Source organism: Streptomyces sp. NPDC005402, assembly GCF_040606575.1.
Lineage (GTDB): Bacteria > Actinomycetota > Actinomycetes > Streptomycetales > Streptomycetaceae > Streptomyces.
In genome coordinates, this window is record NZ_JBEXFB010000002.1 from 343,935 (window position 1) to 368,809 (window position 24,875).

Annotated in this window: 16 protein-coding genes; 5 read left to right on the forward strand and 11 right to left on the reverse strand. The window is 68.9% G+C overall.

Translation table 11 applies throughout. From position 1 onward, the window contains the following. Positions 1–85 precede the first annotated feature (85 nt). Both ABZT02_RS04680 and ABZT02_RS04685 read left to right on the forward strand, forming a co-directional pair. The gene (locus tag ABZT02_RS04680) at positions 86–1,312 is read left to right on the forward strand and encodes an acetyl-CoA C-acyltransferase (RefSeq protein WP_356014175.1); all 1,227 of its coding nucleotides are present in this window, start codon (positions 86–88) and stop codon (positions 1,310–1,312) included. Further along, positions 1,309–3,435 carry a 3-hydroxyacyl-CoA dehydrogenase NAD-binding domain-containing protein gene (locus ABZT02_RS04685; protein WP_356014177.1) on the forward strand — a complete coding sequence of 709 codons (2,127 nt, stop codon included), beginning with the start codon at positions 1,309–1,311 and terminating at the stop codon, positions 3,433–3,435. The genes ABZT02_RS04680 and ABZT02_RS04685 overlap by 4 nt, the downstream gene beginning before the upstream one ends. An 80-nt stretch (positions 3,436–3,515) precedes the next feature. Here the strand turns inward: ABZT02_RS04685 and ABZT02_RS04690 are convergent, their stop codons facing one another. Beyond that, positions 3,516–4,544, reverse strand: coding sequence for a hypothetical protein (locus ABZT02_RS04690; protein ID WP_356014179.1), 1,029 nt, complete (start codon positions 4,542–4,544; stop codon positions 3,516–3,518). 70 nt (positions 4,545–4,614) lie between these two features. On the opposite strand from ABZT02_RS04690, the gene ABZT02_RS04695 reads away from it, so the two are divergent. Beyond that, a complete protein-coding gene (locus ABZT02_RS04695) occupies positions 4,615–4,980 on the forward strand; it encodes an NTP pyrophosphohydrolase (protein ID WP_356014181.1) in 366 nt (121 codons plus the stop codon). A 157-nt stretch (positions 4,981–5,137) separates the two neighbouring features. Here ABZT02_RS04695 and ABZT02_RS04700 read toward each other — a convergent pair whose 3' ends face one another. From ABZT02_RS04700 to ngcE, 10 genes are all read right to left on the reverse strand, one after another. Beyond that, positions 5,138–6,568 (reverse strand): glycosyltransferase family 39 protein, encoded by a 1,431-nt coding sequence (locus ABZT02_RS04700; protein WP_356014182.1) that lies wholly within the window; start codon positions 6,566–6,568, stop codon positions 5,138–5,140. A gap of 74 nt (positions 6,569–6,642) precedes the next feature. Then, complete coding sequence (locus ABZT02_RS04705) at positions 6,643–8,142, reverse strand: amino acid permease (protein WP_356014184.1); 1,500 nt, start codon at positions 8,140–8,142, stop codon at positions 6,643–6,645. 142 nt (positions 8,143–8,284) lie between these two features. Then, positions 8,285–10,204, reverse strand: coding sequence for a 1-deoxy-D-xylulose-5-phosphate synthase (gene dxs / locus ABZT02_RS04710; RefSeq protein ID WP_356014187.1), 1,920 nt, complete (start codon positions 10,202–10,204; stop codon positions 8,285–8,287). A 135-nt stretch (positions 10,205–10,339) separates the two neighbouring features. Next, positions 10,340–11,671 carry a sugar ABC transporter permease gene (locus ABZT02_RS04715; RefSeq protein WP_356014188.1) on the reverse strand — a complete coding sequence of 444 codons (1,332 nt, stop codon included), beginning with the start codon at positions 11,669–11,671 and terminating at the stop codon, positions 10,340–10,342. After that, on the reverse strand, positions 11,668–12,459 hold the full coding sequence (locus ABZT02_RS04720) for an ATP-binding cassette domain-containing protein (RefSeq protein WP_356014190.1): 792 nt from the start codon (positions 12,457–12,459) through the stop codon (positions 11,668–11,670). Before ABZT02_RS04720 ends, ABZT02_RS04715 begins: the two co-directional genes overlap by 4 nt. 288 nt (positions 12,460–12,747) lie before the next feature. Continuing rightward, positions 12,748–13,839, reverse strand: coding sequence for a substrate-binding domain-containing protein (locus ABZT02_RS04725; RefSeq protein ID WP_356014588.1), 1,092 nt, complete (start codon positions 13,837–13,839; stop codon positions 12,748–12,750). Positions 13,840–13,972: 133 nt separating this feature from the next. Beyond that, positions 13,973–15,172 carry an ROK family transcriptional regulator gene (locus ABZT02_RS04730; protein ID WP_356014590.1) on the reverse strand — a complete coding sequence of 400 codons (1,200 nt, stop codon included), beginning with the start codon at positions 15,170–15,172 and terminating at the stop codon, positions 13,973–13,975. 183 nt (positions 15,173–15,355) lie between these two features. Then, positions 15,356–16,279: a carbohydrate ABC transporter permease gene (locus ABZT02_RS04735; RefSeq protein ID WP_356014193.1), complete on the reverse strand. Its 924-nt coding sequence runs from the start codon at positions 16,277–16,279 to the stop codon at positions 15,356–15,358. 17 nt (positions 16,280–16,296) lie between these two features. Continuing rightward, positions 16,297–17,232: a sugar ABC transporter permease gene (locus ABZT02_RS04740; protein ID WP_356014195.1), complete on the reverse strand. Its 936-nt coding sequence runs from the start codon at positions 17,230–17,232 to the stop codon at positions 16,297–16,299. 67 nt (positions 17,233–17,299) lie between these two features. Further along, positions 17,300–18,745, reverse strand: a complete 1,446-nt coding sequence (gene ngcE / locus ABZT02_RS04745; RefSeq protein WP_356014197.1) for an N-acetylglucosamine/diacetylchitobiose ABC transporter substrate-binding protein — start codon at positions 18,743–18,745, stop codon at positions 17,300–17,302. A 434-nt stretch (positions 18,746–19,179) separates the two neighbouring features. Between ngcE and ABZT02_RS04750 the strand changes: the two genes are divergently transcribed. Next, complete coding sequence (locus tag ABZT02_RS04750; RefSeq protein ID WP_356014592.1) at positions 19,180–22,908, forward strand: GH92 family glycosyl hydrolase; 3,729 nt, start codon at positions 19,180–19,182, stop codon at positions 22,906–22,908. Between the two features lie 20 nt (positions 22,909–22,928). Beyond that, entirely contained in the window at positions 22,929–24,872 is a 1,944-nt protein-coding gene (locus ABZT02_RS04755) for an alpha-glucuronidase (RefSeq protein WP_356014199.1), read from the forward strand. Positions 24,873–24,875: the final 3 nt, after the last annotated feature.

Here is a 24,875-nt window from a genome sequence, read left to right on the forward strand (position 1 = left end):
CACGTTACTGATAAGTAGCATGGGTCCTGAGCGCGCGCTCAGCGCATCGCAGCAGTGCAGATCCCGCATCTGGAGGAGAGCCATCGTGCCTCGTACCGTCAGGGACGTCGTCTTCGTCGACGGCGTCCGCACCCCGTTCGGCAAGGCGGGCCCGAAGGGCATCTACCACGAGACCCGCGCCGACGACCTCGTCGTGAAGGCGATCCGGGAGCTGCTGCGCCGCAACCCGGGTCTCGACCCCAAGAAGATCGACGAGGTCGCCATCGCCGCGACCACGCAGATCGGTGACCAGGGGCTCACCATCGGCCGTACCGCGGGGATCCTCGCCGGTCTGCCGCAGTCCGTGCCGGGTTACTCCATCGACCGCATGTGCGCCGGTGCGCTGACCGCCGTCACCGCGGTGGCCGGTTCGGTGGCCTTCGGGGCGTACGACATCGCCATCGCCGGTGGTGTCGAGCACATGGGCCGCCACCCCATGGGCGAGGGCGTGGACCCGAACCCGCGGTTCGTGAGCGAGAAGCTCGTCGACGAGTCGGCCCTGTTCATGGGCATGACCGCCGAGAACCTGCACGACCGGTACCCGACGATCACCAAGCAGCGCGCCGACGAGTACGCCGTGCGCTCCCAGGAGAAGGCCGCCAAGGCGTACGCCAACGGCAAGATCCAGGCCGACCTGGTGCCGATCTCGGTCCGCCGCACCAACCCGGAGGCCGGTGAGACCGGCTGGGGCCTCGTGACCGCCGACGAGCCGATGCGCCCGGGGACCACCCTGGAGAACCTGTCGGGCCTGAAGACGCCGTTCCGCGTCCACGGTCGGGTCACCGCCGGTAACGCGGCCGGTCTGAACGACGGCGCCACCGCCTCCCTCATCGCCTCCGAGGACTTCGCCCGCGAGAACGACCTGCCGGTGAAGATGCGTCTCGTCTCGTACTCCTTCGTGGGTGTCGAGCCGGAGGTCATGGGCTACGGCCCGATCCCGGCCACCGAGAAGGCGCTCGCGCAGGCGGGTCTGTCGATCTCCGACATCGGTCTCTTCGAGATCAACGAGGCCTTCGCGGTCCAGGTCCTCGCCTTCCTGGAGCACTACGGCATCGCGGACGACGACGAGCGCGTCAACCAGTACGGCGGCGCGATCGCCTTCGGTCACCCGCTGGCCTCCTCGGGTGTGCGTCTGATGACGCAGCTGGCCCGTCAGTTCGAGGAGCAGCCCGAGGTCCGCTACGGCCTGACCACCATGTGCGTCGGCTTCGGCATGGGCGCGACGGTCATCTGGGAGAACCCGAACCACAAGGACGCCGGAGGCAGCAAGTGAGCACCACTGAGCTCTTGAAGGGTGCGGCCGAGCTGTTCCCGGACGAGGTAGTCACCCAGGCGCACGTACGCCACCTGGACCTGCCGTTCAACGCGGGCCGTTTCGCGCTCATCACGCTGGACAACGGCTTCGACCACACCAAGCCGACCACCTTCGGCCCGGCCTCGCTGGCGAACCTGAACACCGCCATCGACCAGGTCGAGAAGGAGGCGTCGGCCGGCGAGATCGTCGGTGTCGGCATCACCGGCAAGCCGTTCATCTTCGCCGTCGGCGCGGACCTGAAGGGTGTCGAGCTCCTCAAGGAGCACAAGGACGCGCTCGCCATCGGCAAGGGCGGCCACGAGGTCTTCAAGCGCCTCGCCGGCATCGCGGTGCCGACCTTCGCGTACTACAACGGTGCCGCGATGGGCGGTGGCGTCGAGGTCGGTCTGCACTGCACCTACCGCACGGTGTCCGCGGCCCTGCCCGCCTTCTCGCTCCCCGAGGTCTTCCTCGGTCTGGTCCCCGGCTGGGGCGGCTGCACGCTGCTGCCGAACCTGATCGGCGCCGAGAAGGCCGTCTCGGTCATCATCGAGAACTCCCTCAACCAGAACAAGCAGCTCAAGGGCGTCCAGGTCTACGAACTGGGCATCGCCGACGCGCTGTTCGAGGGCGCGGACTTCCTGGAGCAGTCCCTGCTGTGGACGGCGTCCGTCCTCAAGGGCGAGATCGTCGTCGACCGCCCGGTGATCGACCGCGGTGAGGCCTGGGACCAGGCCGTCGCCAAGGGCCGTTTCGTTGCCGACTCCAAGGTGCACGGGGCCGCTCCGGCCGCCTACCGCGCCCTGGACATCATCGAGGCCGCCAAGAACGGCGACCTCCAGCAGGGCTACGACGCCGAGGACCAGGCCCTCGCCGACCTGATCATGGGTGGCGAACTGCGCTCCGGCATCTACGCGTTCAACCTGGTGCAGAAGCGCGGCAAGCGTCCCGCGGGCGCCCCGGACAAGAACCTGGCCCGCCCGGTCACCAAGGTCGGTGTCGTCGGCGCCGGTCTGATGGCCTCCCAGCTCGCGCTGCTCTTCCTGCGCCGCCTGGAGGTGCCGGTCGTGCTGACCGACATCGACCAGGAGCGCGTCGACAAGGGTGTGGGCTACGTCCACGCCGAGATCGAGAAGCTGCTCGGCAAGGGCCGTATCAACCAGGACAAGGCCAACCGCCTCAAGGCCCTGGTCACCGGTGTGCTGGACAAGGCGGAGGGCTTCTCCGACGCGGACTTCATCATCGAGGCCGTGTTCGAGGAGATCGGCGTCAAGCAGCAGGTGTTCGCGGAGGTCGAGGCGGTCGCCCCGGCGCACGCGATCCTCGCCACCAACACCTCCTCCCTCTCCGTCTCGGAGATGGCGTCGAAGCTGAAGAACCCCGAGCGGGTCGTCGGCTTCCACTTCTTCAACCCGGTCGCCATCCTCCCCCTGCTGGAGATCGTCCGCGGTGAGCAGACCGACGACGCCTCGCTGGCCACCGCCTTCGCCGTCGCCAAGAAGCTGAAGAAGACCGCGGTTCTGGTCAAGGACGCCCCGGCGTTCGTCGTGAACCGCATCCTCACCCGCTTCATGGGCGAGATCCAGAACGTCATCGACGAGGGCACCCCGGTGGCCGTGGCGGAGAAGGCGGTGGAGCCCCTGGGCCTGCCGATGTCGCCGCTCGTCCTGCTCGAGCTGGTCGGTCCCGCGATCGGTCTGCACGTCTCGGAGACCCTCAACCGGGCCTTCCCGGACCGCTTCACGGTCTCCCCGAACCTCGCGGCCGTCGTCAAGGCGGGCAAGCGCGGCTTCTACGTCTACGACAGCGGCAAGCCCGAGCTCGACCCCGAGGTCGCGGCGCTGCTCAAGCAGGGCGATGTCGTCCTGTCCGAGGAGCAGGTCCGTGAGCGCGTCCTGGACGCCGTCGCCCAGGAGATCGGGCTCATGCTCGACGAGGGTGTCGTCGCCGAGGCGCAGGACATCGACCTCTGCCTGATCACGGGCGCCGGCTGGCCCTTCCACCTGGGCGGCATCACGCCGTACCTGGACCGCGAGGGTGTCTCCGAGCGCGTCAACGGCAAGAAGTTCCTGGCTCCGGGCCTGGCTTCGGTTCCGGCGTAACACCCAGGCAGTTGACGAGGGCCTCCGCTTCGGCGGGGGCCCTCTGTCGTGCACCGTGACCGGACGGGCCGGGTGGGCGCTCAGACCTCCTGCCAGGCCGCCAGCGCGAGTCCCGGCTCGTCCTTCTGCCGGGCGATGCGGAGCTCGCCCTCAGGGGTCACCGTCGCGGCGACGATACGGCCGTCCGCGTCCTCGGCGAGGGCCACGGCCGTGCCCGTCGGCAACTGCGGCCCGGACTCGGTCCACCACAGGCCCGCCGCCTCCTGCTCCGTCGGACAGGCGGCGAAGGCGACCCGGCCGGAGGCCGAACGCTGGGCGAGCATCGTGCAGTCGTGGCCCTCCAGCGTGCAGCGCAGCAGGGCCGCCGGGCCGGGGCCGGCCGCCGCCAGCAGCGGGATGGGCTCGGTGTCCGCACGCCAGGCGTACAGCATGCCCTCGGGGTCCGCGTAGAACAGGGTGGTGTGTTCCTTGGAGGTGGGCAGCGCGCTGAGCGTGCCCGGCTCGACGCGCACCGGCAGCGGGTCGGCCGGGACGGGAGGCGCGCCCGCCTCCCCCGGGAGCCAGCGCAGGATGCCGGCCGCGTCGGTGCCGTACAGCTCGACCCGGCCCGACTCCCCCGTCACGGCGGTCAGTTGCTCGTGCACGCGGGTCCCTCCGAGGTCGGCCCAGGCGTTCCAGCCGCCGCGTTCCTTCTGGACGAGCCCGCGCACACCGTTCCCGCGGTCGCGGACGAAGACATGGGCCCGGCCCTCCGCGTCGACGGCCACGGCGGGCACGCCGGTGCGTGGGCCGGCCTTGTCGGGATGACCGACCGGGGCCCAGTCGAGGGCGGCGAGGTGGACGCGGAAGTGCGTGGAGTGGACCAGGCCCGCCTCCTGCGCCTTGGTGGGCCGCCAGGAGACGAGGTGTGCGTAACCGTCGACGCCGTGTCCCACGGCGAGTCCGGGATGCAGGCGCTGGCCGCCGCCGACCTTGCGCCAGGGCAGCCAGGTGTCGCCGCCCGGGTGGCGCTCCGCCCTGCACCACACCGCTTCGTCACGGAGGGCGTAGACACCGAGTCGGCCGTCGCGGGCGCGGATGAGCCAGTCGCCGTTCACTGTACGGACCATTGACACGGGTCCACTCTAATCAGGCGGTCAACGCCGTCTTCGGGTGGGCCGGTCGTGGGACGCTGGGGACATGAGTGACGTGCTGTTGGTCGTCGTGGATGCCGCGAACGTCGTCGGGTCGGTGCCGGACGGGTGGTGGCGGGACCGGCGGGGGGCGGCGGAGCGGCTGCGGGACCGGCTGGCGGCGGACGGGGTGCCGGGGCGGGACGGGCCGGTGGAGATCGTGCTGGTGGTGGAGGGCGCGGCTCGGGGGGTGGAGTCGGTGCCGGGGGTGCGGGTGGAGTCCGCTCCGGGAAGCGGGGACGACCACATGGTGGAGCTGGTCGCGGGGGCGGGCGAGCGGCCGGTGCTGGTGGTGACGGCGGATCGGGAACTTCGGCGGAGGGTCGGGGAATTGGGGGCGGAGGTGGCGGGGCCGCGGACGGTTCGTCCGTGAGACCTGCGGGTGAGTGACTGCGGGTGCGTCGTGGCTGGTCGCGCAGTTCCCCGCGCCCCCAGGTGGGTACGGCCGGGCATGCGTTGACTGCACCCAGTCAGGGGCGCGGGGAACTGCGCGACCAGCCCCCACCCGGCCGCACCCGACGACGCGCCCCCTACCCCCGTCGCACATACAGCACCGCCCCATCCACCGCCCCCACCTCCTCGTACCCCGCCGCCAACAACCGCCGGAGGCCCCGCACCCGTTCCGGCGCGTACGGCTTGCCCCGGGAGTCGTCCACCACCAGGACCGCCGATCCCGCCTCCCGCCGGAACACCGTCCACGCACCCCGGACCGCGTACCTCTCCCCCACCCGCCCGCCGTCCCGGCCCCCGCTGTAGTTCGTGAGGAGACCCGCCGTCAGATAGCGGGTGGCCGGGGCGCGGTCCGCCAGCCAGTACGTCTCCGGGTGTATCCCCCAGACCAGGACCGGATCGCCCGGCGAGGTGCGGGACGACACCGCCTGCGCGACCCGTCGGGCGTGGTCGAGGTCCGGGCGAGGGGCCAGCACACCCCAGGTCAGGAACAGCACGCACGCGCAGGCCGACGTGAGCACCGCCGTGACCGTGCGGTCGTACGGCACCGCGCTAAGCGCTCCCGCGGCCAGGAGCGCGACCGGCGGGAGGAGTTGGAGGTAGTAGTGGCCGAAGAAGTGGAGGCCGAGCAGGACCGCGGCCGCCGACGCGAGCAGCCACAGCCACAGATCGGTCGCCGGTGCGCGCCGGGCCCGTACGACAGGCGCGATCAGGCCCACGCAGGCCACCGACACGATCGCGGTGTTGACCAGACCCCTTGCCAGAACGTGGAGTTCGGAGCCGGTCAGGGTCGCGTAGGCGCCCGAGCCCGTCACCGTCCAGAACACGAAGCCCGCCGGGTCCGTGACCAGCGCCGCGCACAGCACCGGCACCACCGCCCCCGCGACCAGCCGCGCAAGGCCACCACGCCGCGCGCCCGAGGCGACGTACAGCCACAGCACCGGCAGCAGCACCGTCCCGCCCGTCTGCTTGGTCAGGAAGGCGCACGCGACCGCCGTCCCCGCCGCGCCCCACCGCCGCCGGTCCGCGCACCACATCGCCGCGGCCGTGCAGGGCAGCAGGAACACCTCGAAGGTCGCGGCCTGGGCGTCCTCGGGGTTCAGTCCGACGGAGATCAGCAGGTACAGCCCACCGGCGGTACGGCCGGACGTGTCGCCCCAGCGGCGGCGGGCCAGGGCGGCCAGCAGGGCGGCGGTGAGGAGTTGGGCCAGGACCGCCAGGACCCGCACCCCGGCCAGCGTGCCGGAGCCCGTCACCGCGAACGCGGCCTCGTAGAGCCACGGTACGAGCGGCGGCTTGCGGTCGACGACCGTCTCGTAGAGCTGTCCGCCGTGTGCCAGCAGCCGTGCCTGTACGGCGAGATAACCCTCGTCCGGGTTCCAGAGGGGCCGGGTGAAGGACGGGAGCCTCGTCGCGCAGGCCAGCGCCGCGAGCAGGGGCAGCAGGCGGCTCCAGTACGCCGTACGGGAACCGGGTACGGAGGGTGACGGGAGCAGGAGCTCTGCGGGCATGGGCGGCACGCTATCCGGCCCCGTATCTCCTGAGTGAGCAGGACATACGGGGCCGGAGAGGTGGAACGTATGTGTTACTCCGTGGTGTCGGCGGTCGTCGCCGTGCGCTGTGCGAGACGGCTGTGCGTGCGGCCGTAGAGGAAGTAGACGAGGAAGCCGATGACCATCCAGATCGCGAACCGCAGCCAGGTCTCGGCCGGCAGGTTGAGCATCAGCCAGAGGGAGGCCGCCACCGACAGGATCGGGATGAACGGCACCCAGGGGGTGCGGAAGGCCCGCGGCAGGTCGGGGCGGGACTTGCGGAGGATGATCACGCCGATCGCGACGACCACGAAGGCGAACAGGGTGCCGATGTTGACCAGTTCGGCGAGTTCGCTCAGGGGCGTGAAGCCGGCGACGATCGCGATGATCACGCCGAGCAGGATGGTCGGGCGGTGCGGGGTCCGGAACTTCGGGTGGACGTGGGAGAAGAACGTGGGCAGCAGTCCGTCGCGGCTCATCGCGAAGAAGACCCGGGTCTGGCCCAGCAGCAGGATCATGCACACCGTCGTCAGGCCGACCGCGGCGCCGAAGCTGATGAAGCCCGCGAACCAGGGGTGGCCGGTGGCCTTGAAGGCGTCCGCGAGCGGGGCTGTGATGGACAGGTCCGTGTACTTCTGCATACCCGTCACGACGATCGACACGGCCACATAGAGGGTCGTGCAGATGATGAGGGAGCCGAGGATGCCGCGGGGCATGTCGCGCTGCGGGTTCCTGGTCTCCTCGGCGGCCGTGGCGACGACGTCGAAGCCGATGAAGGCGAAGAAGACGACGGAGGCCGCGGTGAAGATGCCCATCACGCCGAAGTTGGAGGGCGCCCAGCCGAACATCAGCTGGATCAGCGGCGACTGGAGACTGTCACCGGCCGGCACGCCCTTCGCCTTCGGGACGAACGGGTGGTAGTTGTCGCCGCTGACGAAGAAGGCACCGGCGATGATGACGGTCAGGACGACCGTCACCTTGATGGCGACGACGACCGAGGTCACGCGCGCGGAGAGCTTGGTGCCGAGCACGAGGATGCCGGTGAGCACCAGGACGAGCGCGGCGGCGAGGATGTCGAAGCCGAAGCCGTGGGCCCCGTCGCGGCTGCCGAGCGCCGCCGGCAGATGCCAGCCCGCGTTGTCCAGCAGCGAGGCGATGTAGCCGGACCAGCCGACGGACACCACCGCCGTGCCCAGCGCGAACTCCAGGACCAGGTCCCAGCCGATGATCCAGGCGGGCAGTTCACCGAGGGAGGCGTACGCGAAGGTGTACGCCGATCCGGCCACCGGGACGGTGGAGGCGAACTCGGCGTAACAGAGCGCGGCGAGCGCGCAGACGACACCGGCCACGACGAAAGCCAGGGCGACGGCCGGTCCTGCGTTGTTCTTGGCGACGGTGCCGGTCAGGACGAAGATGCCGGTGCCGATGATGACACCGACGCCGAAGACGGTCAGATCCAGCGCGGACAACGACTTCTTGAGCGCGTGCTCTGGCTCCTCGGTATCGCGGATGGACTGCTCGACCTTCTTCGTCCGGAAGAGGGTGCTGCTCACGGGTACCTCCCACGCTGTGTCGTCCTCGACATGATCGAGAGGGGGCGTAGGTCGTATGCCCCGGCGCGGGCGGATTCACGCGAACGGGCCGGTCACACCACTGTCAAGAGTGGTGTGCCCGGCCCGTTCGGGCGAGCCCCGGTCAGTCGCGGGCGGGCTCCGCCTCGGCCGGGGCGCTGTCGTAGCGGCCATCCAGCTTGGAGACCAGCCCGGTGACCTGGCGGGCGATGTCGGGCGCGGTCAGCCCGATCTCCGCCATGATCTCGGCGCGGGAGGCGTGGTCGAGGAAGCGCGGCGGGATGCCGAAGTCGCGCAGCGGGACGTCGACGCCCGCGTCGCGCAGGGCCTGAGCGATGGCCGAGCCGACACCCCCGACGCGGGAGTTGTCCTCGACGGTGACGACCACGCGGTGCCGCTCGGCGAGCGGGGCCATGGCCTCGTCGACGGGCTTGACCCAGCGCGGGTCGACGACGGTGGTGGAGATGCCCTGCTTGTCGAGCAGACCGGCGATCTCCAGGCACATCGGGGCCAGGGCGCCGACGGAGACGAGGAGCACGTCGGGCTTGTCCGTCCCCGGCTCACGCAGGACGTCCATGCCGCCGACGGTGCCCACGGCGGGTACGGCGGGGCCGACGACGCCCTTGGAGTAGCGCAGCACGGTCGGCGCGTCGTCGACCTGGACGGCCTCGCGCAGCTGGGCCCGCAACTGCTCGGCGTCGCGCGGGGCGGCGAGCCGGAGCGTCGGGACGACCTGGAGCATCGACATGTCCCACATGCCGTTGTGCGAGGCGCCGTCGTCGCCGGTGACGCCGGCCCGGTCGAGCACGAAGGTCACGCCGCACTTGTGCAGGGCGACGTCCATGAGGACCTGGTCGAAGGCGCGGTTGAGGAAGGTCGCGTAGACGGCGAAGACGGGGTGCAGGCCGCCGGTCGCGAGGCCCGCCGCGGAGACGGCCGCGTGCTGCTCGGCGATGCCGACGTCGTAGATGCGGTCGGGGAAGGTGTCCGCGAACTTCTTCAGGCCGACCGGCTGGAGCATGGCCGCGGTGATGGCGACGATGTCCTTGCGCTCCCGGCCCAGCTTGACCATCTCGTCACCGAAGACGGAGGTCCAGCTGGCGGCGGACGCCTTGATGGGCAGTCCGGTGTCGGGGTGGATGGGGCCGATGCCGTGGAAACGGTCGGCCTCGTCCTGCTCGGCGGGCTTGTAGCCGCGGCCCTTCTCGGTGAGGCAGTGCACGATCACCGGGCCGCCGAAGCGCTTGGCGCGGGCCAGCGCCGACTCCAGCGCCTCGATGTCGTGGCCGTCGATGGGGCCGACGTACTTCAGGCCGAGGTCCTCGAACATGCCCTGGGGCGCGATGAAGTCCTTGAGGCCCTTCTTGGCGCCGTGCAGGGTCTCGTACAGCGGCCGGCCGACGACCGGAGTGCGCTCCAGGAGGTCCTTGCCGCGGGCCAGGAAGCGCTCGTAGCCGTCGGTGGTGCGCAGGGTCGCCAGGTGGTTGGCGAGGCCGCCGATGGTCGGCGCGTAGGAACGCTCGTTGTCGTTGACGACGATGACCAGCGGCCGGTCCTTGGCGTCGGCGATGTTGTTCAGCGCCTCCCAGGCCATACCGCCGGTCAGGGCACCGTCACCGATCACGGCGACGACGTGGTCGTCCCGTTCGAGCACCTGGTTGGCCTTCGCGAGCCCGTCGGCCCAGCCGAGGACCGTCGAGGCGTGGCTGTTCTCGATGACGTCGTGCTCGGACTCGGCGCGCGAGGGGTAGCCCGACAGGCCGCCCTTGGAGCGCAGCTTCGAGAAGTCGTGGCGCCCGGTGAGCAGCTTGTGCACATAGGACTGGTGCCCTGTGTCGAAGAGCACCCGGTCCCTGGGCGAGTCGAAGACCCGGTGCAGGGCGATGGTCAGCTCGACCACACCGAGGTTGGGGCCGAGGTGGCCGCCGGTCTTGGAGACCGCGCCGACGAGGAAGCTCCGGATCTCCTCCGCCAGCTGGTCCAGCTCCTCAAGGCTGAGCCGGTCCAGATCACGCGGTCCCCTGATACGGGTCAGCAGCGCCACCCGTGCCTCCTTGCATTAGAGCTGATCGAGCTTTGCCGGGCGTGTCGAGTCTAGTGTTCTACGAGAACAGTCTTGCCCGGCACCTCGTGGGTACCGGGCAAGACGATCGACCTGGGGGGGCGCTCCCCTGCGGTGTTATCCGCGACCCGCGGCCTTCTGAGACTTACGGGACACCGAGTCGATGACGACCGCGCCCAGCAGAACACCACCGGTGATCATGTACTGGATGGACTGGTTCATGTTCAGCAGGTCCAGACCGGTCTGGATCGACTGGATCACCAGCATGCCGAGCAGCGCCGACCACACCGAGCCGCGCCCACCGAACAGCGACGTACCGCCGATGACGGCCGCGGCGATGGCGAGCATCAGCGTGTTGCCGCCGCCCGCGCTCAGCGTCGCGCTGGCGGTCTGACCGGCGAAGAACATGCCGCCGATCGCCGCGAATCCGCCGGAGATGGCGAAGACGGTGATCCGGATCATCGGCACGTTGATACCGGCACGACGGGCCGCCTCGATGCCGCCGCCGACCGCGAAGACCTTGCGGCCGTACGTGGTGCGGCGCAGCACGAAGTCCACGATCACCAGCGCCGCCAGGAAGATCACCAGGGCGTTGGAGACACCCGCGGCGTTGTTCAGCACGGCCGCCGTCGCGAAGGACGCCACCGCGAGCGCGCCGACGCGCACCAGGATCTCGCTGGTCGGCCGGAAGGGGACGCCCGCTGCCTTGCGGCGCCGCTGCTCGCCGAAGTTGCCGACGAGGGTCAGGACGACACCGAGAGCGGCCAGCAGGTACGCGCCGATGATGGCCTGGTCCATGAAGAACGAGTTCTGGCCGAGCAGGTGGACCGGACCCGAGTCGGACGGGATGTTGATGGTGCCGCTGGAGCCCAGCAGCCACAGCATCAGACCGTTCCAGCCGAGGAAGCCGGCCAGGGTGACGACGAACGCCGGTACCCCGATCTTGGCGAAGAACCAGCCCTGCAGCGCACCGACGGCGATGCCGGTGAGGACCGCCAGGATCAGCGCCAGCCAGGGGTTCATGCCGTGCTGCACGACGTACACCGCGAACAGGGTCGACGCCAGACCGCTGACCGAACCGACCGACAGGTCGATCTCGCCGAGCAGCAGGACGAAGACCAGGCCGATGGCGAGCATGCCGGTGGCCGAGAGGTAGTAGCTGATGTTCGAGAGGTTGTCGGCGCTCAGGAAGCGGTCGTTCTGCAGCTGGAAGATCGTCCAGATGACGATCAGTCCGATCACGACCGGCAGCGAGCCCAGCTCACCGCCCTTGACCTTGCGCGTGAACTCGGTCCAGTAGCCCTTGAGGCCCTCTTCACGGACCAGCAGTCGGGGGTCGACCACCGAGACCGGTGCGGCGGTGGGGTCGTCGGCGGGGGCAACCGTTGACTGCTGCGCCTGACCGTCCGCCGCGGAGTCCGCCTTGGAAACCTTGGATGTGTCGCTCACTTCGCGGCCTCCGTGCTGCGACGCCCCGCACGACGGGTCACGGCGTTGTCCGTGGCACCCGTGATCGCGGAGATGATCTCTTCCTGACTGGTGTCCTTCACCGAGAAGGAACCGTTGTTCCTGCCCAGCCGCAGCACGGCGACGGTGTCGGCGACGGCCTTCACGTCGGCCATGTTGTGGCTGATGAGGATGACGCCGAGGTTGCGCTCGCGCAGCCGCTCGACGAGGTCGAGGACCTGTGCGGTCTGCTCGACACCGAGGGCGGCGGTGGGCTCGTCCAGGATCACGACCTTGGGGTCGCCGATCAGGGCGCGCGCGATGGCGACGACCTGCCGCTGACCACCGGAGAGGCTCGCGATCGGGATGCGCACACTCGGGATGCGGATGGAGAGCGTGCTCAGCAGCTCGCGGGCCCTCTGCTCCATCGTGACCTCGTCGATGATGCCGCGGCGCAGCAGCTCGCGTCCGAGGTAGAGGTTGCCTACCACGTCGAGGTTGTCGCACAGGGCGAGGTCCTGGTAGACCGTCGCGACGCCGAGTCCCTGGGCGTCGTGCGGCTTGTTGATGCTGACCGGGTTGCCGTCCCACTCGATGACACCCTCATCGATGGGGTGGACACCGGCGATCGTCTTGACCAGCGTGGACTTTCCGGCGCCGTTGTCGCCGACCAGGGCGACCACTTCTCCGGCGTGGACCTCCAGTTCGACATCGGTGAGGGCCTGCACCGCACCGAATCGCTTGGAGACTCCGCGCAACGCCAGCACGGGCGTAGCGGACACGTGAACCATCTCCTTCGCCGCCTGACCGGCGGGGATGCCGCGCTTGGGGTAAGGCGCGGAGGGGTTGTGCTCTGGCACTCAGGCTCGTAGCACTCGACTGACGAGTTGTGCCGAAAGCACGGATTTACTAGTCGAACATGCGCGCGGCCGATGCCTCTTGGCAACGGCTGCGTCCGCCATGCTTCCGTCCGGCGCCCGCCCCGCAGCGGGGTATGAAGGCGGTGCGGGCACCGGACAGGCTTGGGGCCTGCCTCGGGGCGGGTCCGTCGAAGGACGCGCCCCGGGGCTCAGCGGCTCTTACTGAAGGCCGGCCTTCTTGCACGCGGCGGCGTAGTCCGAGGTGCAGATGTCGGCGACGGTGTACAGACCGTCCTTGACGACCGTGTCCTTGATGTTCTTGACGGTCACCGAGACCGGGGTCAGCAGCTTCGCCTGGACCTTGTCACCGGAACCGCTGGTGACCTGCGTGTCGGCGAGGGACTTGATGTCCTTGCCCTGGAGCAGGTTGACCGCCAGCTCGGCGGCGTTGTCGGCCTCGCCCTTGTAGGGCTTGTAGACGGTGGCCGACTGGGTGTCGGCGACGATCCGCTGGATGGCCGCGAGCTCGGCGTCCTGACCGGTCAGCGGGATGCCGCTGATGCCCGCGCCCTTGAGGGTGTTGGCGATACCACCGGCCATGCCGTCGTTGGCGGCGTAGACGCCCGCGATGTTCTTGGCGCCCAGCTGGGTGATGGCCGCGGACATCTTCTGCGCGGCGACGGTGTCCTTCCACAGGCCGGACTGCTCGTAGGCGATCTTGACCTTGCCGTCGAGGACCTTGTGCGCGCCTTCCTTGAACTGCGCGGCGTTCGGGTCGGCGTCGTCACCGTTGATCATGACGACGTTCGACTTCGGCGTCGCCTTGGAGCCGAGGGCGTCGAGCAGGGCCTGGCCCTGGAGCTCGCCGACCTTGACGTTGTCGAAGGAGACGTACGCGGAGACCGGGCCCTGGGCCAGACGGTCGTACGCGACGACCTTGACGCCCTTGCTCACGGCGGAGGCGATGGAGGACTTGATGGCTGCGGAGTCCTGCGCCGAGACCACGATCACCTTGACGCCCTTGGTGACCATGCTGCTCATCTGCTGGGCCTGCTTGGCCGGGTCGGCCGCGGCGTTGGCGTAGGAGACGGTGCAGTCACTGCACAGCTCCTTGACCTTGGCCTCGAAGTACGGCTTGTCGAACTTCTCGTACCGCGCGGTGACGTTGTCGGGCAGGAGCAGGCCGATCGACTTGCCGCCGGAGCCGGAGCTGCTGCTGTCACTGCCGCTGTTGTCGTCGCCGGCCTTGCCGCAGGCGGCGACCGAGACGGCGAGTGCCGAGATCGCTACGGACACGGCGGCACGACGCATGAGCGTGTTCACTTTTGAAACCTCCCTGACGAGGCCGCGTCGTTGCGGCCGAGGTGGCTGGAAGTCAACTCGGCCACACGTGCGACGTCAAGAAGTAAATACTTAACGAGATGGCAACGACGTCGTGCGTTCTCTAAGTGAACGCAGGCGCCGCGGCATGCAGCGTGCTGTCCAAAAGGGTCGAATCACCCATCTCGCTGAGGGCGAGGGCGAGTGCTCCGAGCACTTCCGCACGGCCTCCAAGTGCCCCTGGAAGCACGGACAGTTGACGTGCCGCACTCGGGATCGCGTAGCGGCCGACGGACTCCCTGATCGGACCGAGCACCAGCTCACCGGCCTCAGCGAGATCACCGCCCAGGACGACTCGGCTCGGGTTCAGCAAGTTGCAGAGATTGGCGACTCCACTGCCGATGTGTCGGCCGACGTCGGCGATCACCCGACGGCAGCCAGGGTCTCCGTCCCGTGCGAGTCGAACAACGCCTTCCATGGTGAGATCGGTGCCGTGACTGGACTGGAGCAGCGGCAGCACATAGCGCGCGGCCGCGAAGGTCTCCAGGCAGCCGCGGTTGCCGCAACGGCAGACGGGGCCGGACTCATCAAGAGTAATATGCCCGATTTCTCCCGCTGTGCCACCCGGGCCCCGATAGATCTTGCCGCTGATCACCAGTCCGGCGCCCACACCGCTCGCGACCTTGATGTACGCCAGGTCGCGCACCCCGCGGCCACTGCCCCACACCAGCTCGCCGAGGGCGCCGAGGTTCGCGTCGTTGTCCACGTGGACGGGCACGCTGAGGCGCCCCTGGAGCTCCTCGGCGGGCTTGGTGCCGATCCAGCCCGGCAGGATGGCGGAGGAGCCCAGCGACCCGGACTCCAGGTCGATCGGCCCGGGTACGCCGAGACCCACCCCGGCGATCTTGGAGCGGTCCACGCCGGTCGCCTCGATCAGCCGGTTGACCAGCTGTTCCGCCCGGTCGAAGCCCTGGGTGGAGGAAGCGTCCACGTCCAGCGGCTCGGACTCCTCGGCGAGCACCTGATGGGCCAGGTTCCCGACCGCGACGCGCAGATGGGTGTGCCCGAAGTCCACCCCTATGACGATGCCGGCGTCTCCGCTCAGGGAGACCGCGCGGGCCCGTCGGCCACCCGCCGATGTGGGGGTGACCTCGACGGTTCCGCCGTCCTTGAGCTCGCGCACGATGTTGGAGACGGTCGCGGCGGACAGTCCCGTGGTCCGTGCGATCTCCGCCTGCGTGAGCGACCCGGCCAGCCGGACGGCCCGTACGACCCGCTCCAGGTTGGCTCGGTGCAGCGACGACTGCGACCCCGGAGTCTCCACGACGACCTCCTGCGCGCGGGACCGCAGCGATGAGGCCCCGTCTATGTCCAACTAGTGAACTCTAAGCTGAGCCGTTAGGGTCGCCTCCCGTCAAGAGGTTGAACAGTATCCGGGGTGTAGGGCACACGTGCGCGCACCGTCACCGGGGCCGGGGACGGTGCGCCTGCGCGCGCTCGCGGAGCGCTACTTCAAGGTCGCCGAAGTCAGGCCCGCCTGCACCTGGCGCTGGAAGGACAGGTACACCACCAGCATGGGGATCATCGCGATGGTCACCCCGGCGAAGAGCACGGGCAGGTCCGAGGCGTACCCCATCTGCTGCTGGAGCTGGATCAGGCCCTGGGTCAGCACATAGCGCTCCGGATCGTCGCCGCTCTGCGGCTGCATCAGCACCGTGGGCAGGATGAACTGGTTCCACTGGCCGAGAGTGTTGAAGATGCCGACGCTGATCAGTCCCGGCTTCGCCATCGGCAGCATCACCTGGAAGAAGGTCCGGGTGTGCGAGGCGCCGTCGAGGACCGCGGCCTCGAACACGGCCGTGGGCAGCGTCCGGAAGAACGCGTGCATGAAGAAGACCGTGAACGGCATCGAGTAGGCGACGTACACCAGGATCAGCCCCTGGTAGGTGTTCAGCATGTCCAGCCGCTTCACCATGAAGAACAGCGGGACCAGCGCCAGGAACACCGGGAACATCGCGCCCGCGACGAAGAAGAAGTACAGGAACCTGTTGCCCCAGAACTGGTAGCGGGCCAGGACGTAGGCGGCCATGGAACCGAGCAGCATCGTCAGCGGTACCGAGAAGACCAGCACGATGACGGTGTTCAGGAAGTAGTCGCCGATGCCCTTGTCCCAGGCGCGTCCGAAGACGCCGAGGGACCAGTTCTGCGGCCATCCGAAGGCCGAACCGCCGATCTGGACGTCGGTCTTGAAGGAGCTGAGCACCAGCCACAGCAGTGGCAGCACGATCAGCAGGGCCCACAGCGCGAGGAAGCCGTGCGAGAAGGCGTTCAGCACGACGCCCTCGCTGCGCTCGCTGCCGGGGCGGGCCGGGGCGGTGCCCGTGGTCCGCTGGGCCGGCACGGCGGCGGTCTCCTTGATGGGTGCGCTCATCGTCGTATCTCTCCCGCTCAGAACTCGACGCGGTCGCGGCGGGTGGCACGCAGCATGACCACGGACAGGACCAGGGTGAGCAGCAGCATGACGACGCCCATCGCGCAGGCGTATCCGCTCTTGCCGAAGTACTGGAAGTTGCGCATCATCACCGTCGACATCACGTCGCTGTGATGGTCGGGGCCGCCGCCGTAGGCGCCCATGTTCTGGGTCATCGACGACACCAGCACGAACATGTCCATCGCGACGATGCCCAGATAGACCCAGGCGGTCTGCACGGTGTCCCACAGCAGCGGCAGGGTGATGCGGAAGAAGGACTGGTTGCGGCCCGCCCCGTCGATGAGCGCCGCCTCGTAGATGTCCCTCGGAATGGACTGCATGGCGGCCGAGAACAGCACCAGGTAGAAGCCGACCCCGTGCCACACCACGGCGATGACCAGCATCCACAGCACGAGGTTGGGCTCATTGAGCCATTCCATGGGATTCTCGGCGTCGACCAGGCCGAGTTTGATCAGGATCCCGTTGAGGAGACCGCCGCCGTCACTGCGGTACACCGCGTTGAACAGCACGGCGACAATCGCCAGCGACAGCACCTGGGGAAAGAAGTAGACGACTTTGTAGACCTGCGATCCGGCGACTCCCCGCACCCCGCCGGCCTTGCTGCGCCCGCCCGCGTTCAGCATGAACGCGAAGAACAGGGCGAGCAGAATCGTGATCACCGGGATGAAGATCAGGAACAGGATGTTGTGCCAGATGGCCTGCATGAAGACGTCGTCCTGGAACAGCGCCTTGTAGTTGTCCAGGCCGATGAACTTGAACGTCTGCGACTGCCCCTTCCAGTCGGTCAGCGAATAGCCGAACGTCTGGACGTAGGGCCAGATCACGAAGATCAGGTAGAGCGACACGGGAGCGAAGAGAAAACCCGCGACGAACCTGTACTGCCCTTTGCGCATTGGCGATTCCTGCCCCTGGTGTCCCTTCCCGGGCCGGAGTGCTCCGGCCCGGGAAACGGCGTTGCGGTCAGTCCCGGTGGTTCTTCTTGGAGGCCGGGTCCTTGGCCTGCTTGTCGACCGCGGCCTGGGCCCGCTTCAGCCACTCCTTCGGCTGGATGCGCTTGGCCATCAGCTCGTTGGACGCGGCTTCGATGGCCGCTCCCATCTCGCTGTACCACTCGGTGTACAGGTAGCGGAAGGTGTCGTCACCGGCCGCCTTCGAGGCCTCGACGGTGGACTGGGTGCCGGGGCGCAGCTTCACGCTCGGGTCGACGCCGTCCTTGAGGATGGTGAGGGAGTTGGCCTCCTTCGCGAAGAGCGTCGACCACTCCTTGGAGAGCATGCGCCGCATGAACTCCTTCGCACCCGCCAGGTTCTTGGCCTTGGCCGGGATGATGAAGGGCTCGCCGGAGCCTGCCCGGATCGCCGGGAAGGGCAGCGCGCTGTCGGGCAGCAGCGGCATCGGCATGAACTTCATGTCGAAGTCCGCCGGCGTCTGCTTGAGCTGCTCGTTCTCCAGCCAGGAACCGCAGGTGATGAAGGCGGCCTTGTACTGGTTCCAGCGGGTCTGGGACTCGGTGTGGGTGAGACCGTTGGTGCCCGGCATCAACAGGCCCTTCTCCACCACCTCGTAGATCGCCTCGACACCGGCCTGGGCCGCGTCCGAGCCGACGAAGGCCTTCGGGTCGAGGTTGTCGATCGCCTTCATGGCGTCCAGGCCGCCCTTCTTGGCGATCAGGTCCATGATGGCGACGTTGATGTAGTACGGGTACTTGCCCTGGTGGGCGAGGCCGCCGATGCCCTGCTTCTTGGCGTCCTGGCAGACGGCGAGGAAGTCGTCCCAGGTCTTGGGCTCCTCCCAGCCCTTCTCCTTGAAGAGCTTGCCGGAGTACCACAGGCCCCAGACGGTGTAGATGTAGTTGAGGGCGACGACCTTGCCGCCCTGGAGACCCGCGTCGAGCGTCCCCGGGATGATGAGGTCTTTGACCTTCTTGCTCGGGTCGTCGATCGCGGGCGCGTCCAGGACCTCGGCGAGATCGAGCAGCTGCCCGTTCTTGTAGAGGACGTCGACCTTGATCTGCTGGGCGCCGGAGTCGTCGACGATGTCCGGCGGGTTGCCCGCGTTGAAGCGCGGCTGCAGCTTTCCGGTGATCTCCTGGGTGCCGGTGTGGGTGGAGGTGATCCCGAGCTTCTTCTGGAAGTCGGCCTCCCACGCCTTGGCGTAGTCGTCGCCGTAGCCGCCCTTGAAGATCACGACGTCGAGCTTGCTGCCCTTGGCCGCGCCGAAGGGGTTCTCCTTCGAGGTGGTGCCCTTGGTGTTGTCGTCACTCGGTTCGTCGCCGCCACCGCTGGCGCAGGCGGACAGAAAACCGGTCGCGGGAACAGCGGCCAGTCCGAGCGCGGCAGAGCGCTTGATCAGATCGCGGCGGCCGACACCTTCATCACCGTGGCTGTCTGCGGAAGTGGATCCCATGCTCAAGTCCTCGCCTTCTCCAGGACTCAGGCGGTGAACCGGATCCTCCCCGGCACCGCGGTCAGGTCAAGCAGGTTCGTGCAGGAGGTTCGTGCAGGAGCTTCGTGCAAGAGGGGTGAATCGCCGACAGGTATAGTCCACTTCCGGTCGGCGGAGCAAGATCGAACGCAATGTTGGCCATGGGTGTTTTCGAGTTGAGACCTCACGGAAATATGAGCGGACTGTGCGAAGCTTGCCGGAAAAATCCGCGACATAGGCCTCGAATGCCACAGGCAACACCCTTGACATCACTGTCCACTTGGGCCACTACTGATCCTTGCACGGAATTGGTGACAACGTTGTCCGTCCTCGTGCAGGGAGGGTACTCGCCCATGCATCGGTACAGAACTCGGCTCAGACGGAGTGCGGCGGTCGTGTTCACGGCCGCCTTTGCCATGACGGTGGGCTCGCAGGGCGCGGCGGTCGCCCTGCCCGAGGCCGCCGCTCAGGCCGATCGGGGGTTCGCCACCTCCTTCGAGGCGGGCGATCCCGCCCCCGACTGGATCAACAGCGTCGACGGCGGCAGGTCCTCCGGCGTCGACGGCGGCTACAGCACCGGCATCCCGGGCAACATCACCGACCACGTCACGGACGTCCGGGCGAGCGCCGAGAACACCGGCGGCGGCGAGGTGAAGGAGAACCTCGTCGACGGCGAGCCCGGCACCAAGTGGCTGGCCTTCCAGAGCACCGGCTGGGCCGAGTTCGACCTGGACAAACCGGCCAAGGTGGTCACCTATGCGCTGACCTCGGCCAATGACTACGCCGAGCGCGACCCCCGGGACTGGACACTCCAGGGCTCGACGGACGGCAAGGACTGGAAGACCCTCGACACCCGCTCGGGCGAGGCCTTCACCGAACGGTTCCGGACAAACTCGTACGACATCCAGGATCCGGCCGAATACCAGCACTTCCGGCTGGACATCACACGCAACAACGGCGCCTTGGGCATCCTCCAGCTGGCCGACGTGCAGTTCTCCACGGGCGGGAGCGACGGGCCGGTTCCGCAGGACATGCTCTCGCTGGTCGACCGGGGCCCGAGCGGATCGCCCACCGCGAAGGCGGGCGCCGGATTCACCGGAAAGAGGGCTCTGCGTTACGCCGGTCGGCACACCGCGCGGGGGCGGGCGTACTCGTACAACAAGGTCTTCGACGTGAACGTGGCGGTGGACCCGCTGACCCGGCTGTCGTACCGGATCTTCCCCTCGATGGCGGACGGCGACCGGGACTACGACGCGACGAACGTCTCCGTGGACCTGGCCTTCACCGACGGCACCTTCCTGAGCGACCTCGGCGCGCGCGACCAGCACGGATTCACGCTCTCCCCGGAGGGACAGGGCACCTCGAAGGCGCTCTACGTCAACCAGTGGAACCACGTGGTCTCGCGGATCGGGTCGGTCGCGGCCGGCAGGACCGTCGACCGGATCCTCGTCGCCTACGACTCCCCGAGCGGGCCGGCGAAGTTTCGGGGCTGGCTGGACGACGTGACGCTGGAGCGGGCCGCGCCCGAGCAGCCCAAGGCGCATCTGTCCGACTACGCGCTCACCACCCGCGGCACCAACTCCAGTGGCGGCTTCTCGCGCGGCAACGACTTCCCGGCGACGGCCGTGCCGCACGGCTTCAACTTCTGGACGCCGGTGACCAACGCGTCCTCGCTGAGCTGGCTGTACGACTACGCCCGCGCGAACAACGACGACAACCTGCCGACGATCCAGGCGTTCAGCGCGAGCCACGAGCCGAGCCCGTGGATGGGTGACCGGCAGACCTTCCAGGTGATGCCCTCAGCCGCCTCCGGCACCCCGGACACCGGCCGCGAGGCCCGGGCGCTGGCCTTCCGGCACGAGAACGAGACCGCGCGGCCGTACTACTACGGGGTGCGGTTCGAGAACGGGCTGAAGGCGGAGATGGCGCCGACCGACCACGCGGCGGCCCTGCGCTTCACCTACCCGGGCGACGACGCGAGCGTGCTCTTCGACAACGTGACGGACCAGGCGGGCCTGACGCTCGACAAGGACGCGGGCGTGATCACCGGGTACTCGGACGTGAAGTCCGGGCTGTCGACCGGGGCGACCCGGCTCTTCGTCTACGGCGTCTTCGACTCGCCGGTGACGGACGGCTCGTCGAGCGGGGTCAAGGGCTATCTGCGCTTCGACGCGGGCGGCGACCGGACCGTCACGCTGCGGCTCGCGACCTCGCTGATCAGTCTCGACCAGGCGAAGGACAACCTGCGCCAGGAGATCCCGGACGGCACCTCCTTCGAGAAGGTCCGCGACCGCGCCCAGCGGCAGTGGGACCGGCTGCTCGGCAAGGTCGAGGTGGAGGGCGCCACGCAGGACCAGCTGACCACGCTGTACTCCAGCCTGTACCGGCTGTACCTGTACCCCAACTCGGGCTTCGAGAAGGTGGGTTCGAAGTACCAGTACGCGTCCCCGTTCTCCCCGATGCCCTCTCCCGACACCCCGACGCACACCGGGGCGAAGATCGTGGACGGCAAGGTGTACGTCAACAACGGCTTCTGGGACACCTACCGGACGACCTGGCCGGCGTACTCACTGCTGACGCCCTCTCAGGCGGGTGAGATGGTCGACGGGTTCGTCCGGCAGTACAAGGACGGCGGCTGGACCTCGCGCTGGTCCTCCCCCGGGTACGCGGACCTGATGACCGGCACCTCCTCGGACGTCGCCTTCGCCGACGCGTACGTCAAGGGTGTCGACTTCGACGCGAAGTCGGCGTACGACGCGGCCCTGAAGAACGCCACGGTCGTGCCCCCGTCCTCCGGTGTGGGCCGCAAGGGCATGGAGACCTCACCCTTCCTCGGCTACACCAGCACCGACACCCACGAGGGCCTGTCCTGGGCGCTGGAGGGCTACCTCAACGACTACGGCATCGCGCGGATGGGCCGGGCGCTGTACGCGAGGACCGGCGACAAGCACTACAAGGAGGAGTCGGAGTACTTCCTCAACCGGGCCCAGGACTATGTGAACCTCTTCGACAAGAAGGCGGGCTTCTTCCAGGGCCGGGACGCGGACGGCAAGTGGCGTGTGGAGTCGTCCAGTTACGACCCACGGGTGTGGGGCTACGACTACACCGAGACCAACGGCTGGGGTTACGCCTTCACCGCCCCGCAGGACAGCCGGGGCCTCGCCAACCTGTACGGCGGCCGCTCCGGGCTCGCCGAGAAACTGGACCAGTACTTCGCCACGCCCGAGACGGCCTCGCCGGACTTCGTCGGCTCCTACGGCGGTGTCATCCACGAGATGACGGAGGCGCGGGACGTCCGGATGGGCATGTACGGCCACTCCAACCAGGTCGCCCACCACGTCAACTACATGTACGACGCGGCCGGCCAGCCGTGGAAGACGCAGCGGAACGTCCGTGAGGTGCTGTCGCGGCTGTACGTCGGCAGCGAGATCGGCCAGGGCTACCACGGTGACGAGGACAACGGCGAGCAGTCGGCCTGGTACCTGTTCTCGGCGCTGGGCTTCTACCCGCTGGTCATGGGCAGCGGCGAATACGCCGTCGGCTCACCGCTGTTCACCAAGGCCACGGTCCATCTGGAGAACGGCCGGGACCTGGTGGTCAGGGCGCCGAAGAACAGCGCGCGCAACGTGTACGTGCAGGGCCTGAGGGTCGACGGGAAGCCCTGGAGGTCCACTTCGCTCCCCCACTCGGTCCTGTCCAGGGGTGCCGTCCTGGACTTCGACATGGGGCCGCGGCCGTCCAAGTGGGGCACGGGCAAGAGCGCCGCTCCGGCTTCGATCACCCAGGACGACGAGGTGCCGACGCCGCGTGCGGACGTGCTCACCGGCGACGGCGCGCTGTTCGACAACACGTCGGCCACGGACGCGACGGTGACCTCCGTGGACCTTCCGGTGTCCGGCGGGGTGAAGGGGCTCCAGTACACGGTGACCTCGTCGTCGGACCACGCGAAGGCCCCGACCGGCTGGACGCTCCAGGGCTCGGACGACGGGACCACGTGGAAGACCCTGGACCGGCGGTCCGGTGAGTCCTTCGCATGGGACCGGCAGACACGGGCGTTCTCCGTGTGGTCTGCGGGTACGTACGGGAAGTACCGTCTCGTGTTCGACGGCGAGGCGGTGGTCTCGGAAGTCGAACTGCTCGCCTGAGCAGTGGCGTTGGGGGTCTCATGCAGGGTGTCGATCCGGCCTGGCTGCCGGACGGGGCGTTCCGGCCGATCGGCACCCGGCGGACCCTGATCCGCGGTTCGGGTCCGCTGGTGGACACGGTCCGCGGGGAGGTGGCGGCGGCCTGCGAGCGCTTCGGCGGAAGTGTCTCGAGTGAACCCGGGCCCTGCGACCTGGTGTTGCAGTTGGACGGCGACGACGGCTCCGAGGGATTCGTGTACGGACGCCGTGACGGCTGTACGAGCGTCACGGCGTCCGGCGCGCGCGGGCTGCTGTACGGGTTCTTCCACGTCGTACGGCTCGGTGAGGCGGCCTTTCTGGGCGAGGCTCAACCTGCCGCACATGGGCCGGTGTTGGCGTCGCGCATGCTCGACCACTGGGACAACGTGGCCGTGCACCCGGTCATGGGCCAGGTGGAGCGCGGGTACGCCGGCGGCTCGCTGTTCTGGGAGGACGGGCGGGCGCGCGGGGAGCTGGAACGCGTACGGCAGTACGGCAGGCTGCTCGCGGCCTGCGGGATCAACGCCGTGGCCGTCAACAACGTCAACGTGCACGCGGCCGAGGCACGGCTGCTGACCGACCGGATCGGTGAAGTGGCCGACATCGCGGGCGCGTTGCGGCCGTACGGCATCCGGACGCATCTGTCGGTCACCTTCGCCGCGCCGATGGTGCTGGGCGGGCTGCCGACCGCGGATCCGCTGGAGGAGTCGGTGCGGGCGTGGTGGGCCGAGGCGACCGCGCGGGTGTACGCGGAGATCCCCGACTTCGGCGGGTTCGTGGTGAAGGCCGACTCCGAGGGGCAGCCGGGGCCGTTCGCGTACGGGCGCAGTCACGCGGACGGCGCGAACATGCTGGCCGCCGCGCTCGCCCCGCACGGCGGCACGGTCCACTGGCGGGCCTTCGTCTATGACCACCGTCAGGACTGGCGGGACCGTTCGACCGACCGCGCGCGGGCCGCGTACGACCATTTCGTGCCGCTGGACGGGGAGTTCGCCGACAACGCCGTCCTCCAGGTCAAGCACGGGCCGATGGACTTCCAGGTGCGCGAGCCGGTCTCCCCGCTGATCGGGGCGATGCCCGGGACGCGGCTGGCGGTGGAGCTCCAGGCTACCGGGGAGTACACCGGGCAGCAGCGGCATGTGTGCTGGCTGGGGCCGATGTGGAGCGAGGTACTGCGCTTCGGGATCGACGGGGAGTGCGCTGTCGGAGAGCTGGCGCGCGGTGGGCTCGTCGCCGTGTCCAACGCCGGGGACGACCCGTTCTGGACCGGGCATCCGCTGGCCCAGGCGAACCTGTACACCTTCGGGCGGCTGGCCTGGGACCCGGATACCGATCCGCATCGTGTGCTCGACGAATGGATTCGGCTCAGCTTCGGGACGGACCCGGCGCTCGCGGCGGGTCTGCGCTCGATCCTCGACGGTTCGTGGCGGACGTACGAGAAGTACACCGCTCCCCTCGGAGTCGGGTTCATGGTCCAGCCGGGGCACCACTACGGGCCCAGCGTCGACGGCTACGAGTACAGCCCGTGGGGCACCTACCACTTCGCCGACCGCGACGGCATCGGTGTCGACCGGAGCGTGGGGAGCGGGACGGGGTACGCGGGGCTGTACGCCAAGCCGTGGGCCGAGGTGTACGAGTCGCCGGCGACCTGCCCCGACGAGCTGCTGCTGTTCTTCCACCACGTGTCGTACGGGCACGTGCTGCACAGCGGCAGGACGGTGATCCAGCACATCTACGACACGCACTTCGAGGGTGTGGCGGAGGTGGAGGCGGCCCGGGAGGTGTGGGCCTCGCTGACGGGCCTCATGGACCCGGCGCGTCACGCGCGGGGGGCGGAGCGGTTCGAGGAGCAGCTCCGGAGCGCCCGCGAGTGGCGCGATCAGGTCAACAGCTATTTCTTCCGGAAGTCGGGAGTGCCGGACGAGCGGGGGCGGACCATCTTCTGAAGC

Bases quoted from the DNA above. Each gene is read 5' to 3' on its own strand.
- ABZT02_RS04725 (WP_356014588.1), bottom strand. From the start codon at position 13,839: ATGCGTCGTGCCGCCGTGTCCGTAGCGATCTCGGCACTCGCCGTCTCG.
- ABZT02_RS04720 (WP_356014190.1), bottom strand. From the start codon at position 12,459: ATGGTTCACGTGTCCGCTACGCCCGTGCTGGCGTTGCGCGGAGTCTCC.
- ABZT02_RS04755 (WP_356014199.1), top strand. From the start codon at position 22,929: ATGCAGGGTGTCGATCCGGCCTGGCTGCCGGACGGGGCGTTCCGGCCG.
- ngcE (WP_356014197.1), bottom strand. From the start codon at position 18,745: ATGGGATCCACTTCCGCAGACAGCCACGGTGATGAAGGTGTCGGCCGC.
- ABZT02_RS04740 (WP_356014195.1), bottom strand. From the start codon at position 17,232: ATGCGCAAAGGGCAGTACAGGTTCGTCGCGGGTTTTCTCTTCGCTCCC.
- ABZT02_RS04735 (WP_356014193.1), bottom strand. From the start codon at position 16,279: ATGAGCGCACCCATCAAGGAGACCGCCGCCGTGCCGGCCCAGCGGACC.
- ABZT02_RS04700 (WP_356014182.1), bottom strand. From the start codon at position 6,568: ATGCCCGCAGAGCTCCTGCTCCCGTCACCCTCCGTACCCGGTTCCCGT.
- ABZT02_RS04690 (WP_356014179.1), bottom strand. From the start codon at position 4,544: ATGGTCCGTACAGTGAACGGCGACTGGCTCATCCGCGCCCGCGACGGC.
- ABZT02_RS04695 (WP_356014181.1), top strand. From the start codon at position 4,615: ATGAGTGACGTGCTGTTGGTCGTCGTGGATGCCGCGAACGTCGTCGGG.
- ABZT02_RS04750 (WP_356014592.1), top strand. From the start codon at position 19,180: ATGACGGTGGGCTCGCAGGGCGCGGCGGTCGCCCTGCCCGAGGCCGCC.